The organism is Microbacterium algeriense (assembly GCF_008868005.1).
In the GTDB taxonomy this organism is placed as follows: Bacteria; Actinomycetota; Actinomycetes; order Actinomycetales; family Microbacteriaceae; genus Microbacterium; species Microbacterium algeriense.
Genome location: NZ_WAAO01000001.1, coordinates 1,427,562 through 1,444,059 on the forward strand (window position 1 = coordinate 1,427,562; position 16,498 = coordinate 1,444,059).

At 69.0% G+C, this 16,498-nt stretch carries 15 protein-coding genes; 10 read left to right on the forward strand and 5 right to left on the reverse strand.

All coding sequences use genetic code 11. The annotated features are described in order from the left end of the window. Positions 1-7: 7 nt before the first annotated feature. From F6A08_RS07050 to sdhC, 5 genes are all read right to left on the reverse strand, one after another. Positions 8-1,216 carry a YihY/virulence factor BrkB family protein gene (locus F6A08_RS07050; RefSeq protein WP_124895995.1) on the reverse strand — a complete coding sequence of 403 codons (1,209 nt, stop codon included), beginning with the start codon at positions 1,214-1,216 and terminating at the stop codon, positions 8-10. A gap of 110 nt (positions 1,217-1,326) precedes the next feature. Further along, the gene (locus F6A08_RS07055; protein ID WP_017202537.1) at positions 1,327-2,094 is read right to left on the reverse strand and encodes a succinate dehydrogenase iron-sulfur subunit; all 768 of its coding nucleotides are present in this window, start codon (positions 2,092-2,094) and stop codon (positions 1,327-1,329) included. Positions 2,095-2,096: 2 nt separating this feature from the next. Next, positions 2,097-3,923 (reverse strand): succinate dehydrogenase flavoprotein subunit, encoded by a 1,827-nt coding sequence (sdhA, locus tag F6A08_RS07060; RefSeq protein WP_017202536.1) that lies wholly within the window; start codon positions 3,921-3,923, stop codon positions 2,097-2,099. A gap of 18 nt (positions 3,924-3,941) precedes the next feature. Next, complete coding sequence (locus F6A08_RS07065) at positions 3,942-4,391, reverse strand: succinate dehydrogenase hydrophobic membrane anchor subunit (protein WP_017202535.1); 450 nt, start codon at positions 4,389-4,391, stop codon at positions 3,942-3,944. Continuing rightward, a complete protein-coding gene (gene sdhC / locus F6A08_RS07070; RefSeq protein WP_074731658.1) occupies positions 4,391-4,825 on the reverse strand; it encodes a succinate dehydrogenase, cytochrome b556 subunit in 435 nt (144 codons plus the stop codon). The genes F6A08_RS07065 and sdhC overlap by 1 nt, the downstream gene beginning before the upstream one ends. Before the next feature lie 151 nt (positions 4,826-4,976). Between sdhC and F6A08_RS07075 the strand changes: the two genes are divergently transcribed. The 10 genes from F6A08_RS07075 to F6A08_RS07120 all read left to right on the forward strand — a co-directional run bounded on the left by F6A08_RS07075 (position 4,977) and on the right by F6A08_RS07120 (position 16,493). Further along, a complete protein-coding gene (locus F6A08_RS07075; RefSeq protein ID WP_124895994.1) occupies positions 4,977-6,092 on the forward strand; it encodes a mannose-1-phosphate guanylyltransferase in 1,116 nt (371 codons plus the stop codon). 156 nt (positions 6,093-6,248) lie between these two features. Then, the gene (locus tag F6A08_RS07080; protein ID WP_017202532.1) at positions 6,249-7,361 is read left to right on the forward strand and encodes a BMP family lipoprotein; all 1,113 of its coding nucleotides are present in this window, start codon (positions 6,249-6,251) and stop codon (positions 7,359-7,361) included. Positions 7,362-7,468: 107 nt separating this feature from the next. Further along, the gene (locus tag F6A08_RS07085; protein ID WP_151459007.1) at positions 7,469-8,983 is read left to right on the forward strand and encodes an ABC transporter ATP-binding protein; all 1,515 of its coding nucleotides are present in this window, start codon (positions 7,469-7,471) and stop codon (positions 8,981-8,983) included. Then, complete coding sequence (locus F6A08_RS07090) at positions 8,980-10,299, forward strand: ABC transporter permease (protein WP_017202530.1); 1,320 nt, start codon at positions 8,980-8,982, stop codon at positions 10,297-10,299. The genes F6A08_RS07085 and F6A08_RS07090 overlap by 4 nt, the downstream gene beginning before the upstream one ends. Then, positions 10,299-11,582 (forward strand): ABC transporter permease, encoded by a 1,284-nt coding sequence (locus tag F6A08_RS07095; RefSeq protein ID WP_026049771.1) that lies wholly within the window; start codon positions 10,299-10,301, stop codon positions 11,580-11,582. The genes F6A08_RS07090 and F6A08_RS07095 overlap by 1 nt, the downstream gene beginning before the upstream one ends. A 27-nt stretch (positions 11,583-11,609) precedes the next feature. Continuing rightward, a complete protein-coding gene (locus F6A08_RS07100; RefSeq protein WP_151459008.1) occupies positions 11,610-12,029 on the forward strand; it encodes a cytidine deaminase in 420 nt (139 codons plus the stop codon). Beyond that, entirely contained in the window at positions 12,026-13,321 is a 1,296-nt protein-coding gene (locus F6A08_RS07105) for a thymidine phosphorylase (RefSeq protein ID WP_151459009.1), read from the forward strand. The genes F6A08_RS07100 and F6A08_RS07105 overlap by 4 nt, the downstream gene beginning before the upstream one ends. 50 nt (positions 13,322-13,371) lie before the next feature. Beyond that, positions 13,372-14,487, forward strand: coding sequence for an adenosine deaminase (locus F6A08_RS07110; RefSeq protein WP_151459010.1), 1,116 nt, complete (start codon positions 13,372-13,374; stop codon positions 14,485-14,487). 2 nt (positions 14,488-14,489) lie between these two features. Further along, positions 14,490-15,599 carry a polysaccharide deacetylase family protein gene (locus tag F6A08_RS07115; protein WP_151459011.1) on the forward strand — a complete coding sequence of 370 codons (1,110 nt, stop codon included), beginning with the start codon at positions 14,490-14,492 and terminating at the stop codon, positions 15,597-15,599. A 27-nt stretch (positions 15,600-15,626) separates the two neighbouring features. Next, positions 15,627-16,493: a carbohydrate kinase family protein gene (locus F6A08_RS07120; protein ID WP_151459012.1), complete on the forward strand. Its 867-nt coding sequence runs from the start codon at positions 15,627-15,629 to the stop codon at positions 16,491-16,493. Positions 16,494-16,498: the final 5 nt, after the last annotated feature.

Here is a 16,498-nt window from a genome sequence, read left to right on the forward strand (position 1 = left end):
CACAAGCCTAACGAGCGCCACCGACATCCCGAGCCGAGCGGTGGTTGAGCTCCGCGAGGAGACGCTCGGCCAGGGGTGCGGGTTCGATCGGCGGGGGAGCGGAGGCCTCGAGATCGGCCAGCTCGTCCTCCGCCGCGCGCACGGCCCTGGCCGCCGCCCATGCGCGGTACCACGGGGCGCGTTCACGGGCGGCGTGCGCGTCCCGCACCCGGATGCGCGCGGCCGTCACCAGGGCGCGGTGCTCGGCCACCCGTCGCTCCGCCTCCGTCTGCGCGAGCAGCGGCAGATCCCGGTCCTGTGCGGCGACGGCGATCCACGACGCGGCGACGAGCATCACCACGCCGTTGACCCGGAACCACAGCAGCAGTCCGATGAAGATCGCGAACGTCGCCAGCAGCGGGTTGGAGGGCGTGTAGCTGAGCAGGAAGCCGGCACCGTACTGCAGAACCGTCATGGCGCCGCCGCCGAGCAGCGCGCCCGGCCAGATCGTGCCCCAGTGCAGCGACGTGCCGGTGAGGAAGCGGACCATCGACGCCAGCGCCGAGGACATCAGGGCGAACGAGACGAGCACGGTGCCGATCCGGATGCTGACGTTCACGCTGTCGGAACCGGAGTCCCAGCCGAGCTGGGTGAGGATCCAGCTCAGCACCGTGGCGCTCGCCGACGTGAGGACGGAGCCGACCACGAGGGCGATCCCGAAGATCAGGGCGGCGAGCAGATCACGCGCCTTCAGGAGCACGTAGCTGCGCCGGTCGGGGGGAAGGCCGAAGATGTCCCGCACCGCGCGGCGGGAGAACGTCACCCACCCGATGGCGGTCCAGATCACGGTGCCGAGGGCGATCAGACCCGTGATGCTGAGCACGCCGGTGGTGTTGGAGGCGATCTCCTGCACCTGTTCCGGGGTGACCACGCCGCCCTCCGGCAGGATCAGGTTGGGGATGTAGCTGTTGATGATCGCGATCAGCCCGTTGACGGCATCCTCGCTGCCTCCGAGCCAGAGTCCGGCGATCGCGAACGCGAGGTAGATGGCCGCGAAGATGGCGAAGAGCGCCTGGTAGCTCACGCCGGCGGCGAGGAGGAAGCCGTTGTGCTGCAGGAAGTGCCGCCAGACCCGGACGGGGAACAGGCCGAGGGTGCGCCGGGTGAGGGCGGTGGCGCGCTCGACCGCGGCGTCGAGGCGGCGGGCCTCGCTCGCAGCGCCATCGGGATCGGACACCACCCCACCCTATCCAAGGGTCCGCGGCGCGCGAGAGCAGGCGTTAACGCGAGAACAGGCGGTTCCGCAGGGGAACCGCCTGTTCTCGCGTGATTGCCTGATACGGCGCGTCAGGGACGGCCGCGGAGGACCGCCTGCTTGACCTCGGCGATGGCCTTGGTGACCTCGATGCCGCGGGGGCACGCCTCGGAGCAGTTGAAGGTCGTGCGGCAGCGCCACACGCCCTCCTTGTCGTTGAGGATGTCCAGACGCACGGCGGCGTTGTCGTCGCGCGAGTCGAAGATGAAGCGGTGCGCGTTGACGATCGCGGCCGGGCCGAAGTACTGCCCGTCGGTCCAGAACACCGGGCACGACGAGGTGCACGCGGCGCAGAGGATGCACTTGGTGGTGTCGTCGAAGATCTCGCGGTCGGCGATGGACTGCGTGCGCTCCTTGCCCTTCTCCGGCACGGAGTTCGCGACGAGGAACGGCTGCACCTCGCGGTAGGACGCGAAGAACGGCTCCATGTCGACGACGAGGTCCTTCTCCAGCGGCAGGCCCTTGATGGCCTCGACGTAGATCGGCTTCGAGATGTCGAGGTCCTTGATCAGCGTCTTGCAGGCCAGGCGGTTGCGGCCGTTGATGCGCATGGCGTCGGAGCCGCAGATGCCGTGGGCGCAGGAGCGGCGGAAGGTCAGCGAGCCGTCGACCTCCCACTTGATCTTGTGCAGGGCGTCGAGCACGCGGTCGGTGGAGTAGAGCTCCACGTCGTAGTCGACCCAGTGCGGCTCGGCGTCGACCTCGGGGTCGAACCGGCGGATGTTGAAGGTGACGATGAAGGACTGGATCCCGGTCTCTTCCGTGGTGTCAGCCGGGGCCTCGGCGAGGGCGTTGGACATGCTCAGTACTTCCTCTCCATCGGCGGGTAGTTGAACTCGCCCTTGTCGTTCTTGGTGAAGACGACGGGCTTCCAGTCGAGCTTGATGTGGTCGCTCGGGTCGGAGGAGTGCGGGTCGCCCGTGAGGTACGCCATGGTGTGCTTCATGTAGTTCTCGTCGTCGCGCTTCGGGAAGTCATCGCGCATGTGGCCGCCGCGGCTCTCCTCGCGGTTCTGCGCGGCGTAGACGACGACCTCGGCGATGTCGAGCAGGAAGCCCAGCTCGACGGCCTCGAGCAGGTCGGTGTTGAACCGGTGGCCCTTGTCGTCGACGTGCACGTTCTTGTAGCGCTCGCGGAGCTCGGCGATCACGCCGAGGACGTGCTGGAGGGACTCGTGCGTGCGGAACACCTGCGCGCCCTTGTCCATCTCGTCCTGCAGCGTCTTGCGCAGCACGGCGATGCGCTCGGTGCCCTGGTTGTTGCGCAGGCCCTCGAGCATGTCGGAGACGAACGCGGCCGGGTTCTCCGGCAGCGGGACGAACTCCGCCGTCTTGACGTACTCCACCGCGTTGCGACCCGACCGCTTGCCGAACACGTTGATGTCGAGCAGCGAGTTCGTGCCGAGGCGGTTGGCGCCGTGCACCGAGACGCAGGCGCACTCACCGGCGGCGTAGAGACCGGGGACGACGGTGTCGTTGTCCGCGAGCACCTCGCCGTTGTTGTTCGTGGGGATGCCGCCCATGGCGTAGTGCGCGGTCGGCATAACCGGGACGGGCTCGACGACCGGGTCGACGCCCAGGTACGTGCGGGCGAACTCGGTGATGTCGGGGAGCTTGGTCTCGAGGACCTCGGCGCCCAGGTGCGTGCAGTCCAGCAGCACGTAGTCCTTGTGGGGACCGGCACCGCGACCCTCAGCGACCTCCTGGACCATGCAGCGCGCGACGATGTCACGCGGGGCGAGGTCCTTGATCGTGGGGGCGTAGCGCTCCATGAACCGCTCACCGGAGGCGTTGCGGAGGATCGCGCCCTCACCGCGCGCACCCTCGGTGAGGAGGATGCCGAGGCCGGCGAGACCGGTCGGGTGGAACTGGAAGAACTCCAGGTCCTCGAGGGGGAGGCCCTTGCGCCACACGATGCCGACGCCGTCGCCCGTGAGCGTGTGCGCGTTCGAGGTGGTCTTGAAGATCTTGCCGAAGCCGCCGGTCGCGAAGATCACGGCCTTGGACTGGAAGACGTGCAGCTCACCCGTGGCGAGGTCGTAGGCCACGACGCCGGCGACCTGGGTCTTGCCTGCCTCGTCCTTCACGGTGAGCAGGTCGAGCACGTAGAACTCGTTGAAGAAGTTGATGCCGAGCTTGACGCAGTTCTGGAACAGCGTCTGCAGGATCATGTGGCCGGTGCGGTCGGCCGCGTAGCACGCGCGGCGCACCGGGGTCTTGCCGTGCTCGGCCGTGTGCCCGCCGAAACGGCGCTGGTCGATCTTGCCCTCGGGGGTGCGGTTGAAGGGGAGACCCATGTTCTCGAGGTCGATGACCGCGTCGATGGCCTCCTTCGCGAGGATCTCGGCCGCGTCCTGGTCGACGAGGTAGTCGCCGCCCTTGACCGTGTCGAAGGTGTGCCACTCCCAGGAGTCCTCCTCGACGTTGGCGAGCGCCGCCGCCATGCCGCCCTGCGCTGCACCGGTGTGGGAGCGCGTGGGGTAGAGCTTGGAGATCACGGCGGTCTTCGCCCCGGGACCTGCTTCGATGGCGGCGCGCATGCCGGCCCCACCGGCTCCCACGATCACGATGTCGAACTGGTGGTAGTGCACGCCGTCACGGACGACGGAATCCTGCGTCTCGGTAGTCACTTCTTCTTAGCCTTCTTCTCAGTTCCCGACCAGCGCGGCGCATTCGGACCACAGGACGCTGTCCTCGGTCACACCCAGGCACGGGTCGAACGTGAAGACCACGAGCGTGCCGAGGATGATGAGCAGGCCGGCGGCCAGCCCGAGCGCCCAGACGAGCGCCTTGCGCGCCGTGCGGTGGGTCACGTAGTCGTTCACGATCGTGCGCATGCCGTTGGCGCCGTGGATCAGCGCGAGCCACAGCATCAGCACGTCCCACCACTGCCAGAACGGCGTGGCGAACTTGCCGGCGATGAACGCGAAGTCCAGGGCGTGGATGCCCTCGCCGACCATGAGGTTGACGAAGAGGTGGCCGAAGATCAGCACGACGAGCACGACGCCCGAGACGCGCATGAAGATCCAGCCCCACTTCTCGAGGTTCACTCCGCGACGGCGGCGGACCGGGGCGACGGCGACGGTCTGAGCAGACATCAGTGTCCTCCTCCGAATCCGGCGAACGCGAGCATCAGGTGGCGGGGCACGAAGCCGGCCATGATGATTCCCCACACCAGGAGGACGCCCCAGAACAGCTGACGCTGGTACTTGGCGCCCTTCGACCAGAAGTCGACGGCGATGATGCGCAGACCGTTCATGGCGTGGAAGACGATGCCGGCCACGAGCACGACCTCGCCGAGCGCCATGACCGGGTTCTTGTATGTGCCGATCACGGCGTTGTACGCCTCCGGCGACACCCTGATCAGCGCCGTGTCGAGCACGTGCACCAACAGGAAGAAGAAGATGGCGACTCCGGTGATGCGGTGAAGCACCCACGACCACATGCCTTCGCGACCCCGATAGAGGGTGCCGCGGGGGGTCTTGGACGTGGTTTCCGAAATCGACGGTGTCAAGCGGGCGCTTGTGGACACGGTCGTCCTCCCTGGATCGATGTGAATCGGTCGCATGCGCTCAGGCACGCCCGATCGGTGACCATCCTATTCCTGTCAGATAGCCGGGAGCGACGAAGGGGAGCCTAAGTGTCTCGATATCGAGATGTCTCCTCCGGCTACCCTGGGCAGCATGAGCCAACCCATCCCGGACTTCTACGCCGTGATCCCCGCCGGCGGCATCGGCAGCCGGCTGTGGCCGCTCTCACGGGCGGATGCGCCGAAGTTCCTGCACGACCTGACCGGCTCGGGGCACTCGCTGCTGCGCGACACCTGGGACCGCCTCGTGCCGCTGGCCGGCGCCGATCGGATCGCGGTCGTCACCGGACGCGCCCACCGCGCGGCCGTGGAGGCGGAGCTGCCGGGGATCGCCGACCTCAACGTCTTCCTCGAGTCCGAGCCGCGCGAGTCCGCCGCCGCGATCGGGCTCGCGGCAGCGATTTTGCACCGCCGCGATCCGGACGTGATCATCGGCTCGTTCAGCGCCGATCACGTGATCCGCAGCACCCGGGTGTTCGAGTTCGCGGTGCGCGACGCGGTGGAGGTGGCCCGCGAGGGGTACATCTGCACGATCGGCATCACGCCGACCGAGCCCGCCGTCGGCTTCGGCTACATCAAGATGGGCCCCGAGCTCGTGGTGGACGGCGCCCGCGAGGCCGCGCTCGTCGCGAGCTTCGTCGAGAAGCCCGACCTCGAGACCGCCAAGGAGTACCTCGCCGACCGTGGCTACCTCTGGAACGCGGGCATGTTCATCGCCAAGGCCGGCGTGCTCCTGGAGGAGATCGCCGCGAACGAGCCGGAACTGCACGCCGGGCTGCTCGAGCTGGCCGAGGCGTGGGACGACCGCGACCGGCGCGGACCGGCGGTGGATCGGATCTGGCCGCGGCTGAAGAAGATCGCCATCGACTACGCGGTCGCCGAGCCCGCCGCCCGGCGGGGGAAGCTCGCGGTCGTGCCCGGCCACTTCGACTGGGACGACGTGGGCGACTTCGCCTCGCTGACCAAGCTCATCAACAACGGCAGGAAGAACGATCTGGCCGTCCTCGGGCCGCACGCCAGGGTGCTCACCGATGGCGCCAGCGGGATCCTCGTGAGCCAGACCACGCGCGTCATCAGCCTCGTCGGCGTGCAGGACATCGTCGTCGTCGACACCCCCGACGCGCTCCTGGTCACCACGGTCCAGCATGCGCAGCGGGTCAAGGGCGTTGTCGAGTCGCTCAAGCTCACCGGACGCGGGGACGTGCTCTGACGCGCAGGTGAGCGCGCGACGCTGCTCACGTGTGGGCTTGATTTCAGCTTTGTAACCATTCGTCGGCAGTCCAGGGCGCGACGTGCACAAACGTCGAAACACTAGGTAACTTTGATCGATCCGCGATGGCCGCGGTTTCGTTGAGGGAGGCATCAGTTGACCATCTCCACCACCAAGAAGCTGCTCGGCGCGACGGTCGCCGCCGGTGTCGTCTTCGCTCTCGCCGGCTGCGGCCAGGCACCGACGGACAAGCCTGCCGGCTCGGGCGAGCCGGTCGACTCCGACTTCCTCCCGTGCCTCGTCTCCGACGCCGGCGGATGGAACGACAAGTCGTTCAACCAGTCCGCCAAGGAGGGCATGGACAGTGCCGCCGATGAACTGGGCATCAAGCCCCTCGAGTTCGAGTCGGCCAACGACAACGACTACGCGCCCAACCTGGAGACCGCCGTCTCCGAGGGCTGCTCGCTGATCGTCTCGGTCGGCTTCAAGCTGTCGGCCGCCACGGTCGAGTCCGCGCTCGCGAACCCCGAGATCGACTACGCGATCATCGACGACTGGGCCGACAACGACTTCGACGGCAACGTCGACGCTCCGAACATCAAGCCGCTGGTCTTCGACACGGCTCAGGCCGCGTACCTCGGCGGCTACGCCGCCGCCGCGTGGTCCGCGCAGAGCGGTGTCAACAAGGTCGGCACCTTCGGCGGCATGCAGATCCCGTCCGTCGCCGTGTTCATGGACGGCTACCAGCTCGGCGTCGAGAAGTACAACGAGGACAAGTCGGCCTCGGTGCAGGTCTTCGGCTGGGACGAGGCGACCCAGAAGGGCTCCTTCACCGGTGGATTCGACGCGAACGACACCGCGAAGCAGACCGCGCAGGGCGTGCTCGACCAGGGCGTCGACGTCATCCTCCCGGTCGGCGGTCCCGTCTACCAGAGCGCGGCTGCGGCGATCGCCGACAGCGGCAAGGACACGCTGATGCTCGGCGTCGACAGCGACCTCGCCGTCGCCGACCCCAGCGTCGCCGACATCACGCTGGTCTCGATCATGAAGGCGATCGACGTCGCCGTGAAGGATGCGACCGTCGCCGCCGCCAAGGGCGAGTTCGACCCGGAGCCCTACGTGGGCACGCTCGAGAACGAGGGCGTCAAGCTCTCCGGCTTCGGCGACTTCGAGTCGCAGCTGCCCGAGGGTCTCATGGACGAGCTCAAGACGCTGCAGGAGCAGATCGTCTCGGGTGACATCAAGGTGGAGTCCCCGAACTCCCCGTAAGTCGTTTCCAGTCCAGCACGGGGCGAGTGGTGAGCAGGCTGCCACTCGCCCCGTGCCGTGGACGGACGACGATTCTCCTCGATGACTCTTCTGGATAAGGTGCAGATATGAAGCTCGAACTTCGCGGCATCACCAAACGATTCGGCACCCTCGTTGCCAACGACCACATCGATCTGGTGGTCGAACCCGGTGAGATCCACGCGCTGCTCGGCGAGAACGGCGCGGGCAAATCCACCCTCATGAACGTCCTCTACGGCCTCTACCAGGCCGATGAGGGAGAGATCCTCCTCGACGACGAGGTGCAGCGCTTCCGCGGTCCCGGTGACGCGATGGCTGCGGGGATCGGCATGGTCCACCAGCACTTCATGCTCGTCCCGGTGTTCACCGTGGCGGAGAACGTGATGCTCGGACATGAGCAGACCAAGGCCCTCGGCCGGCTCGATATCGCGAAGGCGCGAGAGCACGTGCGGGCGGTCGCCGCCCGGTTCGGCTTCGACATCGACCCTGACGCCCTGGTCGGCGACCTGCCGGTGGGCGTGCAGCAGCGCGTCGAGATCATCAAGGCGCTCTCCCGCGATGCCAAGGTGCTCGTGTTCGACGAGCCGACGGCGGTGCTGACACCGCAGGAGACCGACGAGCTGATGGCCATCATGCGCCAGCTGCGCGACGAGGGCACGGCCATCGTGTTCATCACGCACAAGCTGCGCGAGGTCCGCGAGGTGGCGGACAAGATCACCATCGTGCGTCTCGGCCGCGTGGTCGGCGAGGCGTCGCCCACGGCGAGCAACGGCGAACTGGCGTCACTCATGGTCGGCCGCGCCGTCGAGCTGACGGTGCACAAGGAGCCGCCGCGCCTGGGCGACGGCGGTTTCGAGGTCACGGGGCTGCGCGTCCTCACGCCCACCGGCGCGATCGTCGTCGACGGCGTCGACTTCGCCGTGCGGCCGGGGGAGGTGCTCGCGATCGCGGGTGTCCAGGGGAACGGGCAGACCGAACTGGTCGAGGCCATCGTCGGCCTCGCCGCCCGTGTCGAGGGCAGCATCCGACTCGACGGCACCGAGCTGGTCGGCAAGAGCGTGCGTGCCATCCTCGACGCCGGAGTCGGCTTCGTCCCGGAGGACCGCACGGAGGACGGCCTGGTCGCCGGCTTCTCGGTCGCCGAGAACCTGATCCTCGACCGCTCGGACGACCCCGCGTTCAGCCGCGCCGGCACGCTGCGGCGTGCGGCGCTGGACGAGTTCGCCCGCGCCCGCATCGCGGAGTACGACATCCGCACCCAGGGCCCTGAGACTCCGGCCGGCACGCTGTCCGGCGGAAATCAGCAGAAGGTCGTGATCGCTCGCGAGATGAGCCGCGATCTGCGCCTGCTCGTCGCCGCGCAGCCCACCAGAGGCGTGGACGTGGGCTCGATCGAGTTCATCCACAAGCGGATCATCGAGACGCGCGACGCGGGGGTTCCCGTGATCGTCGTCTCCACGGAGCTCGACGAGGTCGCGGCTCTCGCCGACAGGATCGCGGTCATGTATCGCGGCACGATCGTCGGCATCGTCCCCGGCGACACGCCCCGGGAGACGCTCGGACTCATGATGGCCGGAGCGGCCGAAGGTGAGGTGGCCGCGTGAGCGGAGCGACGCCCGGCGCGGGTGATGTGACCAAGGGGATCCCGCCGCAGGAGCTCGCCACGAGCACCGGCACGGTACCCCGCGACCCCGCCGATGTGCCCCCGCCCCCGCGCGGCAACGTCATCCTCAAGGAGATCCTCCGCGGCAGCGCCGTGACCACGATCCTCGCGATCGTCCTCGCGCTCATCGTCGGCGGCATCCTGATCGCGTTGACGAATGAAGACGTGCAGGCGGCATCGGTCTACTTCTTCGCCCAGCCCGGTGACACTTTCGTCGCCGCCTGGAACGCCGTCTACAACGGCTACGAGGCGCTGTTCCGCGGCGCGATCTTCAACGCCCGCGGTGCCGACTTCGCCGCGCAGATCCGTCCGCTCACGAACACGCTCGGCTTCGCGGCCCCGCTCATCGCGGCCGGCCTCGGCGTCGCGCTGGCGTTCCGCGTCGGCCTGTTCAACATCGGTGCGCGCGGCCAGATGCTCATCGGTGTGGCCGTCGCCGCTCTGCTGACGTTCTCGCTCGACCTGCCGATCTGGCTGCACATCCCCGTCACGCTCATCGCCGGCATCGCCGGTGGCGCGCTCTGGGGCGCGATCGCGGGACTCATCAAGGCGCGTACCGGTGCGCACGAGGTGATCCTGACGATCATGCTCAACTACATCGCCTACTACCTGCTGCTCTGGATGATCCGGACCCCGGGCCTGCTGCAGAAGCCGGGCACGAACCAGGCCCTGGGCTCCGCGACGCCGGAGAGCGCCCAGTTCCCGACGCTGCTCGGACCGCAGTTCCCGCTGCTCGACCTCGGGTTCGTGATCGTGATCGTGGCGACGCTGTTCGTCTGGTGGCTCATCGAGCGCTCGGCGCTCGGCATGCGCATGCGGGCCGTCGGGGAGAACCCGCACGCCGCCAGAGCGGCCGGCATCAGCGTGCAGCGCATCTACGTCTACGCGATGCTGTTCGCCGGAGGCCTCGCCGGTCTCGCCGGGATGAACCAGATCCAGGGTGCGGTCACCACGGGTGTCACCGAGACCATCGACGCCGGCATCGGCTTCGACGCGATCACCGTCGCCCTGCTCGGACGCAGCCGCGCCTGGGGCACCTTCGCCGCGGGCATCCTGTTCGGCGCCCTCAAGGCGGGCTCCTTCTCGATGCAGGCGCAGGACATCCCGGTCGACATCGTGCTGGTCGTGCAGTCGCTCGTGGTGCTGTTCATCGCCGCGCCGCCGCTGCTGCGCTCGGTGTTCTTCCTCCCGAAGACCGATGCGGAGAAGGCCGCCAAGGCGAGAGCCAAGGCCGCGAAGAAGGCGGTGACGGCATGATGTCGCTCGTGCAGACCCAGGCTGCGGACGGCACGGTGCAGCTCGCGACCGTGAAGGAGCGCCACCTCAAGGCGCCGATCGTCCTCGCCGGCGCCACCGTGCTCCTGGCGCTGCTGTTCCTGCTCGTGCCGCGCGACGGCATCAGCAGCTTCCGCCTGTCCGACCAGTCGTCCGCGCTCTCGCTGCCGGACGTCGCCCTCCCCACCGTCGCGACCTTCTGGGTCGTGCTCGCGATCCTCGTCGTCCTGACGGTCGGTGCGTTCCTGCGGGCCTGGACCTACCGCACGCCGTCGCTGTGGCTGGTCATCGCCTACGGCGTGCTCGCCGTGTTCGCGTTCCTCGTATGGGCGTCCGCCGGCGGCCTCGTCCCCGTCACGAGCCTGCTGTTCGGCGCGGTCTCGCTGTCCGTCCCGCTCGTGTTCGGAGCGCTCGGCGGCGTCATCGGCGAGCGCGCCGGTGTCGTGAACGTCGCGATCGAGGGACAGCTGCTGCTCGGGGCGTTCTCGGCCGCCCTGCTCTCCAGCATCACCGGGAACCCCTTCGTCGGACTCTTCGGCGCGATGATCGGCGGCGTGCTGGTGGCCAGCGTGCTGGCGGCGTTCGCGATCAAGTACCTCGTCGAGCAGGTCATCGTCGGCGTCGTGCTCAACGTCCTCGTCACGGGCCTGACCGGCTTCCTCTACGGTGCGCTGCTGGCGCCCAACGAGGAGACCCTGAACAACCCGGTGCGCTTCCCGCGCGTCGAGATCCCCGTCCTGAGCGACATCCCGATCATCGGCCCCGTGCTGTTCAACCAGACCTTCATCGGGTACCTGATGTTCATCACGGTCGCCGTGGTCGCGTGGGGTCTGTACCGCACCCGCTGGGGTCTGCGCCTGCGCGCGGTCGGAGAGCACCCGCAGGCGGCGGACACCGTCGGCATCAAGGTCAACCCGACCCGGTTCTGGAACGTGCTCCTCGCCGGTGCGATCGCGGGTCTCGGCGGCGCGTACTTCACCCTCGTCTCGGTCCCGCAGTTCGGCAAGGACATGACGGCCGGACTCGGCTTCATCGCCCTCGCAGCCGTCATCTTCGGACGCTGGGACCCGATCAGGGCGACCCTCGCGGCCCTGCTGTTCGGTTTCGCCACGAATCTGCAGAACCTGCTGTCGATCCTGAAGACGCCGATCCCCGGCGAGTTCATGCTGATGCTCCCGTACGTGGTGACGCTGCTCGCGGTCGCCGGCTTCGCGGGTCAGATCAAAGCACCGGCCGCCGACGGCAAGCCCTACATCAAGTCCTAGGACAGGCAGGAAGAGAGAAGCACCGCAATGACGGACATCGACTGGGACGAGCTGCGCCAGGTCGCCACGGATGCCATGACCAAGGCGTACGCGCCGTACTCGCGCTACCGCGTGGGCGCGGCGGCGCTCGTCACCGACGGCAGGATCGTCGCGGGGTGCAATGTCGAGAACGCCTCCTACGGCGTGACGCTCTGCGCCGAGTGCGCCCTGGTCGGCGATCTGCACATGTCGGGAGGCGGCAAGCTCGTGGCGTTCGTCTGCGTCAACAACGACGGCGAGACGATCATGCCGTGCGGCCGCTGTCGGCAGCTGCTCTCCGAGCACGCGATGCCGGAGATGCTGCTGGAGACGGTGTCCGGCATCCGCACGATCGACGAGGTGCTGCCCGACGCGTTCGGGCCGCGCGCCCTTCGACTGGCCCAGGGGCCGGAGGGAGAAGGACGATGACCGTGGAGCAGTTCGACGCGATCGACGTGATCCGCGCCAAGCGGGACGGCGGGGCGGTGCCGGAGCCGGCGCTGCGGTGGATGGTCGACGCCTACACGCGCGGCTACGTCTCCGACGCGCAGATGGCCTCATTCGCCATGGCGATCTTCCAGCGCGGCATGGAGCGCGACGAGATCCGAGTGCTGACCGACGCGATGATCGCCTCGGGGGAGCGCATGAGCTTCGCGAGCCTCGGCAAGAAGACCGTCGACAAGCACTCCACCGGTGGTGTCGGCGACAAGATCACGCTGCCGCTCGCGCCGCTGGTCGCGTCCTTCGGCGTGGCCGTCCCGCAACTGAGCGGGCGCGGCCTCGGCCACACGGGCGGCACGCTCGACAAGCTCGAGTCGATCCCCGGCTGGCGCGCGGCGCTCAGCAACGAGGAGATGTTCGCGCAGATGCAGAGCGACGTCGGCGCGGTCATCTGCGCCGCCGGTTCCGGGCTGGCCCCCGCAGACAAGAAGCTCTACGCGCTGCGTGACGTCACGGGAACCGTGGAGGCGATCCCGCTGATCGCCTCCAGCATCATGTCGAAGAAGATCGCCGAGGGCACCGACGCGCTCGTGCTCGACGTCAAGTTCGGCTCCGGCGCCTTCATGCAGGACATCGACCGCGCACGCGAGCTGGCCCGCACGATGGTCGCCCTCGGCACCGACTCCGGCGTCGCGACCACCGCGCTGCTGACCGATATGAACGTTCCGCTCGGCCTCGCGATCGGCAACGCCAACGAGGTGCGCGAGTCCGTGGAGATCCTTGCCGGCGGAGGTCCCGCGGATGTGCGGGAGCTGACGCTCGCCCTCGCCCGCGAGATGCTCGCGCTGGCCGGTCAGCCCGACGCCGACGTCGAGGCCGCCCTCGACGACGGTCGGGCGATGGACACCTGGAAGGCCATGATCCGCGCGCAGGACGGCGACCCCGACGCCCCGCTGCCGACCGCGCGGGAAACGCACCAGGTGCTCGCCCCGGCGGACGGCGTCGTGACGAGGATGGATGCGCTGCCGTTCGGCATCGCCGCCTGGCGCCTCGGCGCCGGTCGGGCGCGCGCCGAGGACCCGGTGGTCTTCGAGGCGGGCATCGATCTGCACGCCAAGCCGGGCGACCGCGTGGTCGCCGGTCAGCCGCTGTTCACGCTGTCGGCCGCGGACGAGGCGCGTTTCCCGCGTGCGCTCGACGCGCTCGAGGGCTCGTGGGAGATCGGCGATGCGGCGCAGATCCAGCGGCAGCCGATCGTGCGCGAGCGCATCACGGCGTGAGCCGCGACCGCTAGCCTGAACTGAGCACATCCGCGACCGAGAGGATCACCATGTCGATCGATGCGAACGGCGACGTCACGCTGCAGGGGGTCTCTCTCCGGAGCCTGCCCAAGGTGTCGCTGCACGACCACCTCGACGGCGCGCTGCGGCCCGCCACGATCATCGAGCTCGCGGATGCGATCGGCCTCGACATCCCGGAATCCGACCCGCGCGCGCTCGGGCGGTGGTTCGCGAAGCAGAGCGACTCCGGTTCGCTGGTCGAGTACCTGAAGACCTTCGATCTGACCACCGCCGTGATGCAGACGAAGGAGGGGCTCACGCGGGTCGCGCGCGAGTTCGTGCAGGATCTGGCCGCCGACGGCGTGATCTACGGTGAGGTGCGCTGGGCGCCGGAGCAGCACCTGGCCCGCGGCCTCACGCTGGAGCAGACGGTGGAGGCCGTGCAGCAGGGCATCGAGGAGGGCGAGGACGCCGCCGACCGCGACGGTCGCAGCATCCGCGTCGGCCAGCTGATCACGGCGATGCGGCACACCGACCGCGCGCTGGAGATCGCCGAGCTCGCCGTCGACTTCCGCGGACGCGGTGCGGTCGGCTTCGACATCGCCGGTCCCGAGGACGGCTTCCCGCCCTCGAACCACCGCGCCGCCTTCGACTTCCTCGCCGAGAACTTCTTCCCCGTCACCGTGCACGCGGGAGAGGCGGCGGGGCCCGCCTCGATCCGCTCCGCACTCCTCGACGGTCGTGCTCTGCGTCTCGGCCACGGCGTGCGCATCGCCGAGGACCTCCAGGTCATCACGCAGGAGGGCGATGAGGTGCAGGTGCAGTTCGGCGATCTCGCGCGCTGGGTGCGCGACCGGGAGATCCCGCTGGAGCTCTCGCCGTCGTCGAACCTGCAGACCGGCGCCATCGCCGCGTGGGGCAACACCATGGTCGACCACCCCTTCGACCTGCTGTACCAGCTGGGCTTCGCGGTCACCGTGAACGTCGACAACCGCACCATGAGCGCGACGTCGCTGACGCGCGAGCTGGCGCTGCTGGTCGAGGTCTTCGAGTACGACCTGGACGATCTCGAGACCTTCCAGTTCAATGCCGCGGCCGCCGCCTTCCTCCCCGTCGAAGAGCGCGAGGAGCTGGTCGAGATGATCGCTGAGGGATTCGACGCCTGATCGTGGCTTCCGGGGGGAAGAGGCGGCGCACACGCACCGCAGCCGTCATCGGCACCGTCGTCGGCCTCGTGGTCGTCGGGGGAGGCGTCGCCGCCTTCGCATGGGCGAACCGCACGCCGGAGGACCCGGTCGCGAAGGCGCAGACCACGCCGCTCCCACATCCGCTGACGCCGGCGCAGCAGCTCGTGGCCGACGCGGATGATCCTCGCGCCTGCGCGGTGACCTTCCACGGCGAGGGCGCTCCTGCCGAGCCGGTGCTCCAGTTCCAGGAAGGTCTGTACCAGGGGCTGCCGATCCCGCAGCTCGACGGTCGGGTGTTCGCCGGCTGGTACGCCAGCGCCGACGCCGCCGCCGCCTTCGCGGTCGAGGCTCGGGTGAACGGCGCCGATCCGGTCGTGTGCGCGCAGCAGCAGGTCGACCTGTTCGCAGCATGGAAGACACCACAGGAGAACGCGGCCGAGGACGTACGCGTTCCCATCCTGATGTACCACCAGTTCACCGCGGATCCCGACGGCGAGAAGGGGTGGCTGCGCGGCAACTACGCCTACATCGGCGACTTCGATGCGCACATGGACCACATCGCGACGACCGGCTTCTATCTGCCGACCTGGGACGAGCTCAGCGCCTTCATCGACGGGCGGCTCTCGCTCCCCGCCCGCAGCGTGATCATCACCGATGACGACGCCGATCAGTCCTGGTTCGACCTCGCGGTCCCGGTCGTCGACAAGTACCGGCTGCTCAGCACCTCCTTCATGATCACCGCCTATCGGCAGGATCCGGCGCCGTCGGTCTACGTCCAGCGCCGCTCGCACACCCACGACATGCACCAGGCCGGGGAGAACGGCAGAGGACGGATGGTCAACTGGACCGCCGACCAGATCGCCGCCGATCTCGTCACGTCCGGGGATGTCCTCGGCGTCCGGGAGGTGGTGGCCTATCCGTTCGGGCACTACGACGACACCACGAAGCAGGGCGTCGCGCAGGCCGGCTACGAGCTCGGGCGGACGATCGAGCCCGGCTTCGTGCAGATCGGGACGGACCGGTACGCGCTGCCCGTCGTCCGCATCGACTACGGGATGGGCTTGGACGCCCTGGTGTCGCGCATCGGCTGACCCCCGGCGGCACGGCAGGATGGGGGCATGTCCTCGTCCGTCTTCATCGCCGGCCCCGCCGCATGGAACACGATCGTCGTGCTCGACCACCTTCCCGAGCCGGTGCCGCACATGCAGTTCGCCGAGGCGACGTGGGAGACCGTGGGCGGGACCAGCGCGGGCAAGGCGCTGAGCCTGACGGGTTTGGGACGCCCGACGCAGCTGTACGCGCTCGCGGGGGACGACGCCGCGGGGACGCGCGTGCGGGAGGCGCTCGACGGCGCCGGTGTGGCCGTGCGCTGGGGCGCGGGCGTCACCGAACGGCATCTGAACCTCATGACCCGCGACGGCGAGCGCGTGTCGCTCTACCTGGCCGCGCCGGAGGAGACGTCGGGGGAGGAGGACGCCTGGGTACGCGAGCAGCTCTCCGCGGCGGACGCGGTCGTGCTCGACCTCGCCGCCGAACCCCGGCGGCTGCTGCCCCTGGCTCGCGAGATCGGCACGCCGATCTGGGTCGATGTGCACGACTACGACGGGGTGGCGGAGTTCCACCGTCCGTTCCTGGCGGCGGCCCACGCGGTGTTCTGCAACGCGGACCGGCTCGAGGACCCGGTCGCCTTTCTCCATGCCCGGATCGCCGCCGGGGCGCACCTGGCCGTGTGCACGCGGGGTGCGGACGGCGCTGTGGCCGTCGACGAGCACGGCATCGAGCATCGGGTCCGCGCACTGCCGGTCGAGGTCGCCGACACCAACGGGGCCGGTGATGCGTTCCTCGCGGGTGTGCTCGACGCCCGTCTCGACGGTGCACCGGTCGCGGCGGCGCTCGAGGCCGGGGTCCGCGCGGCCTCGACCGTGCTGCGTTCGCGGCACCTGCATCCACTTCTGGACCCGATCCTCCATCTCCCGGAGGAGTGACCGAC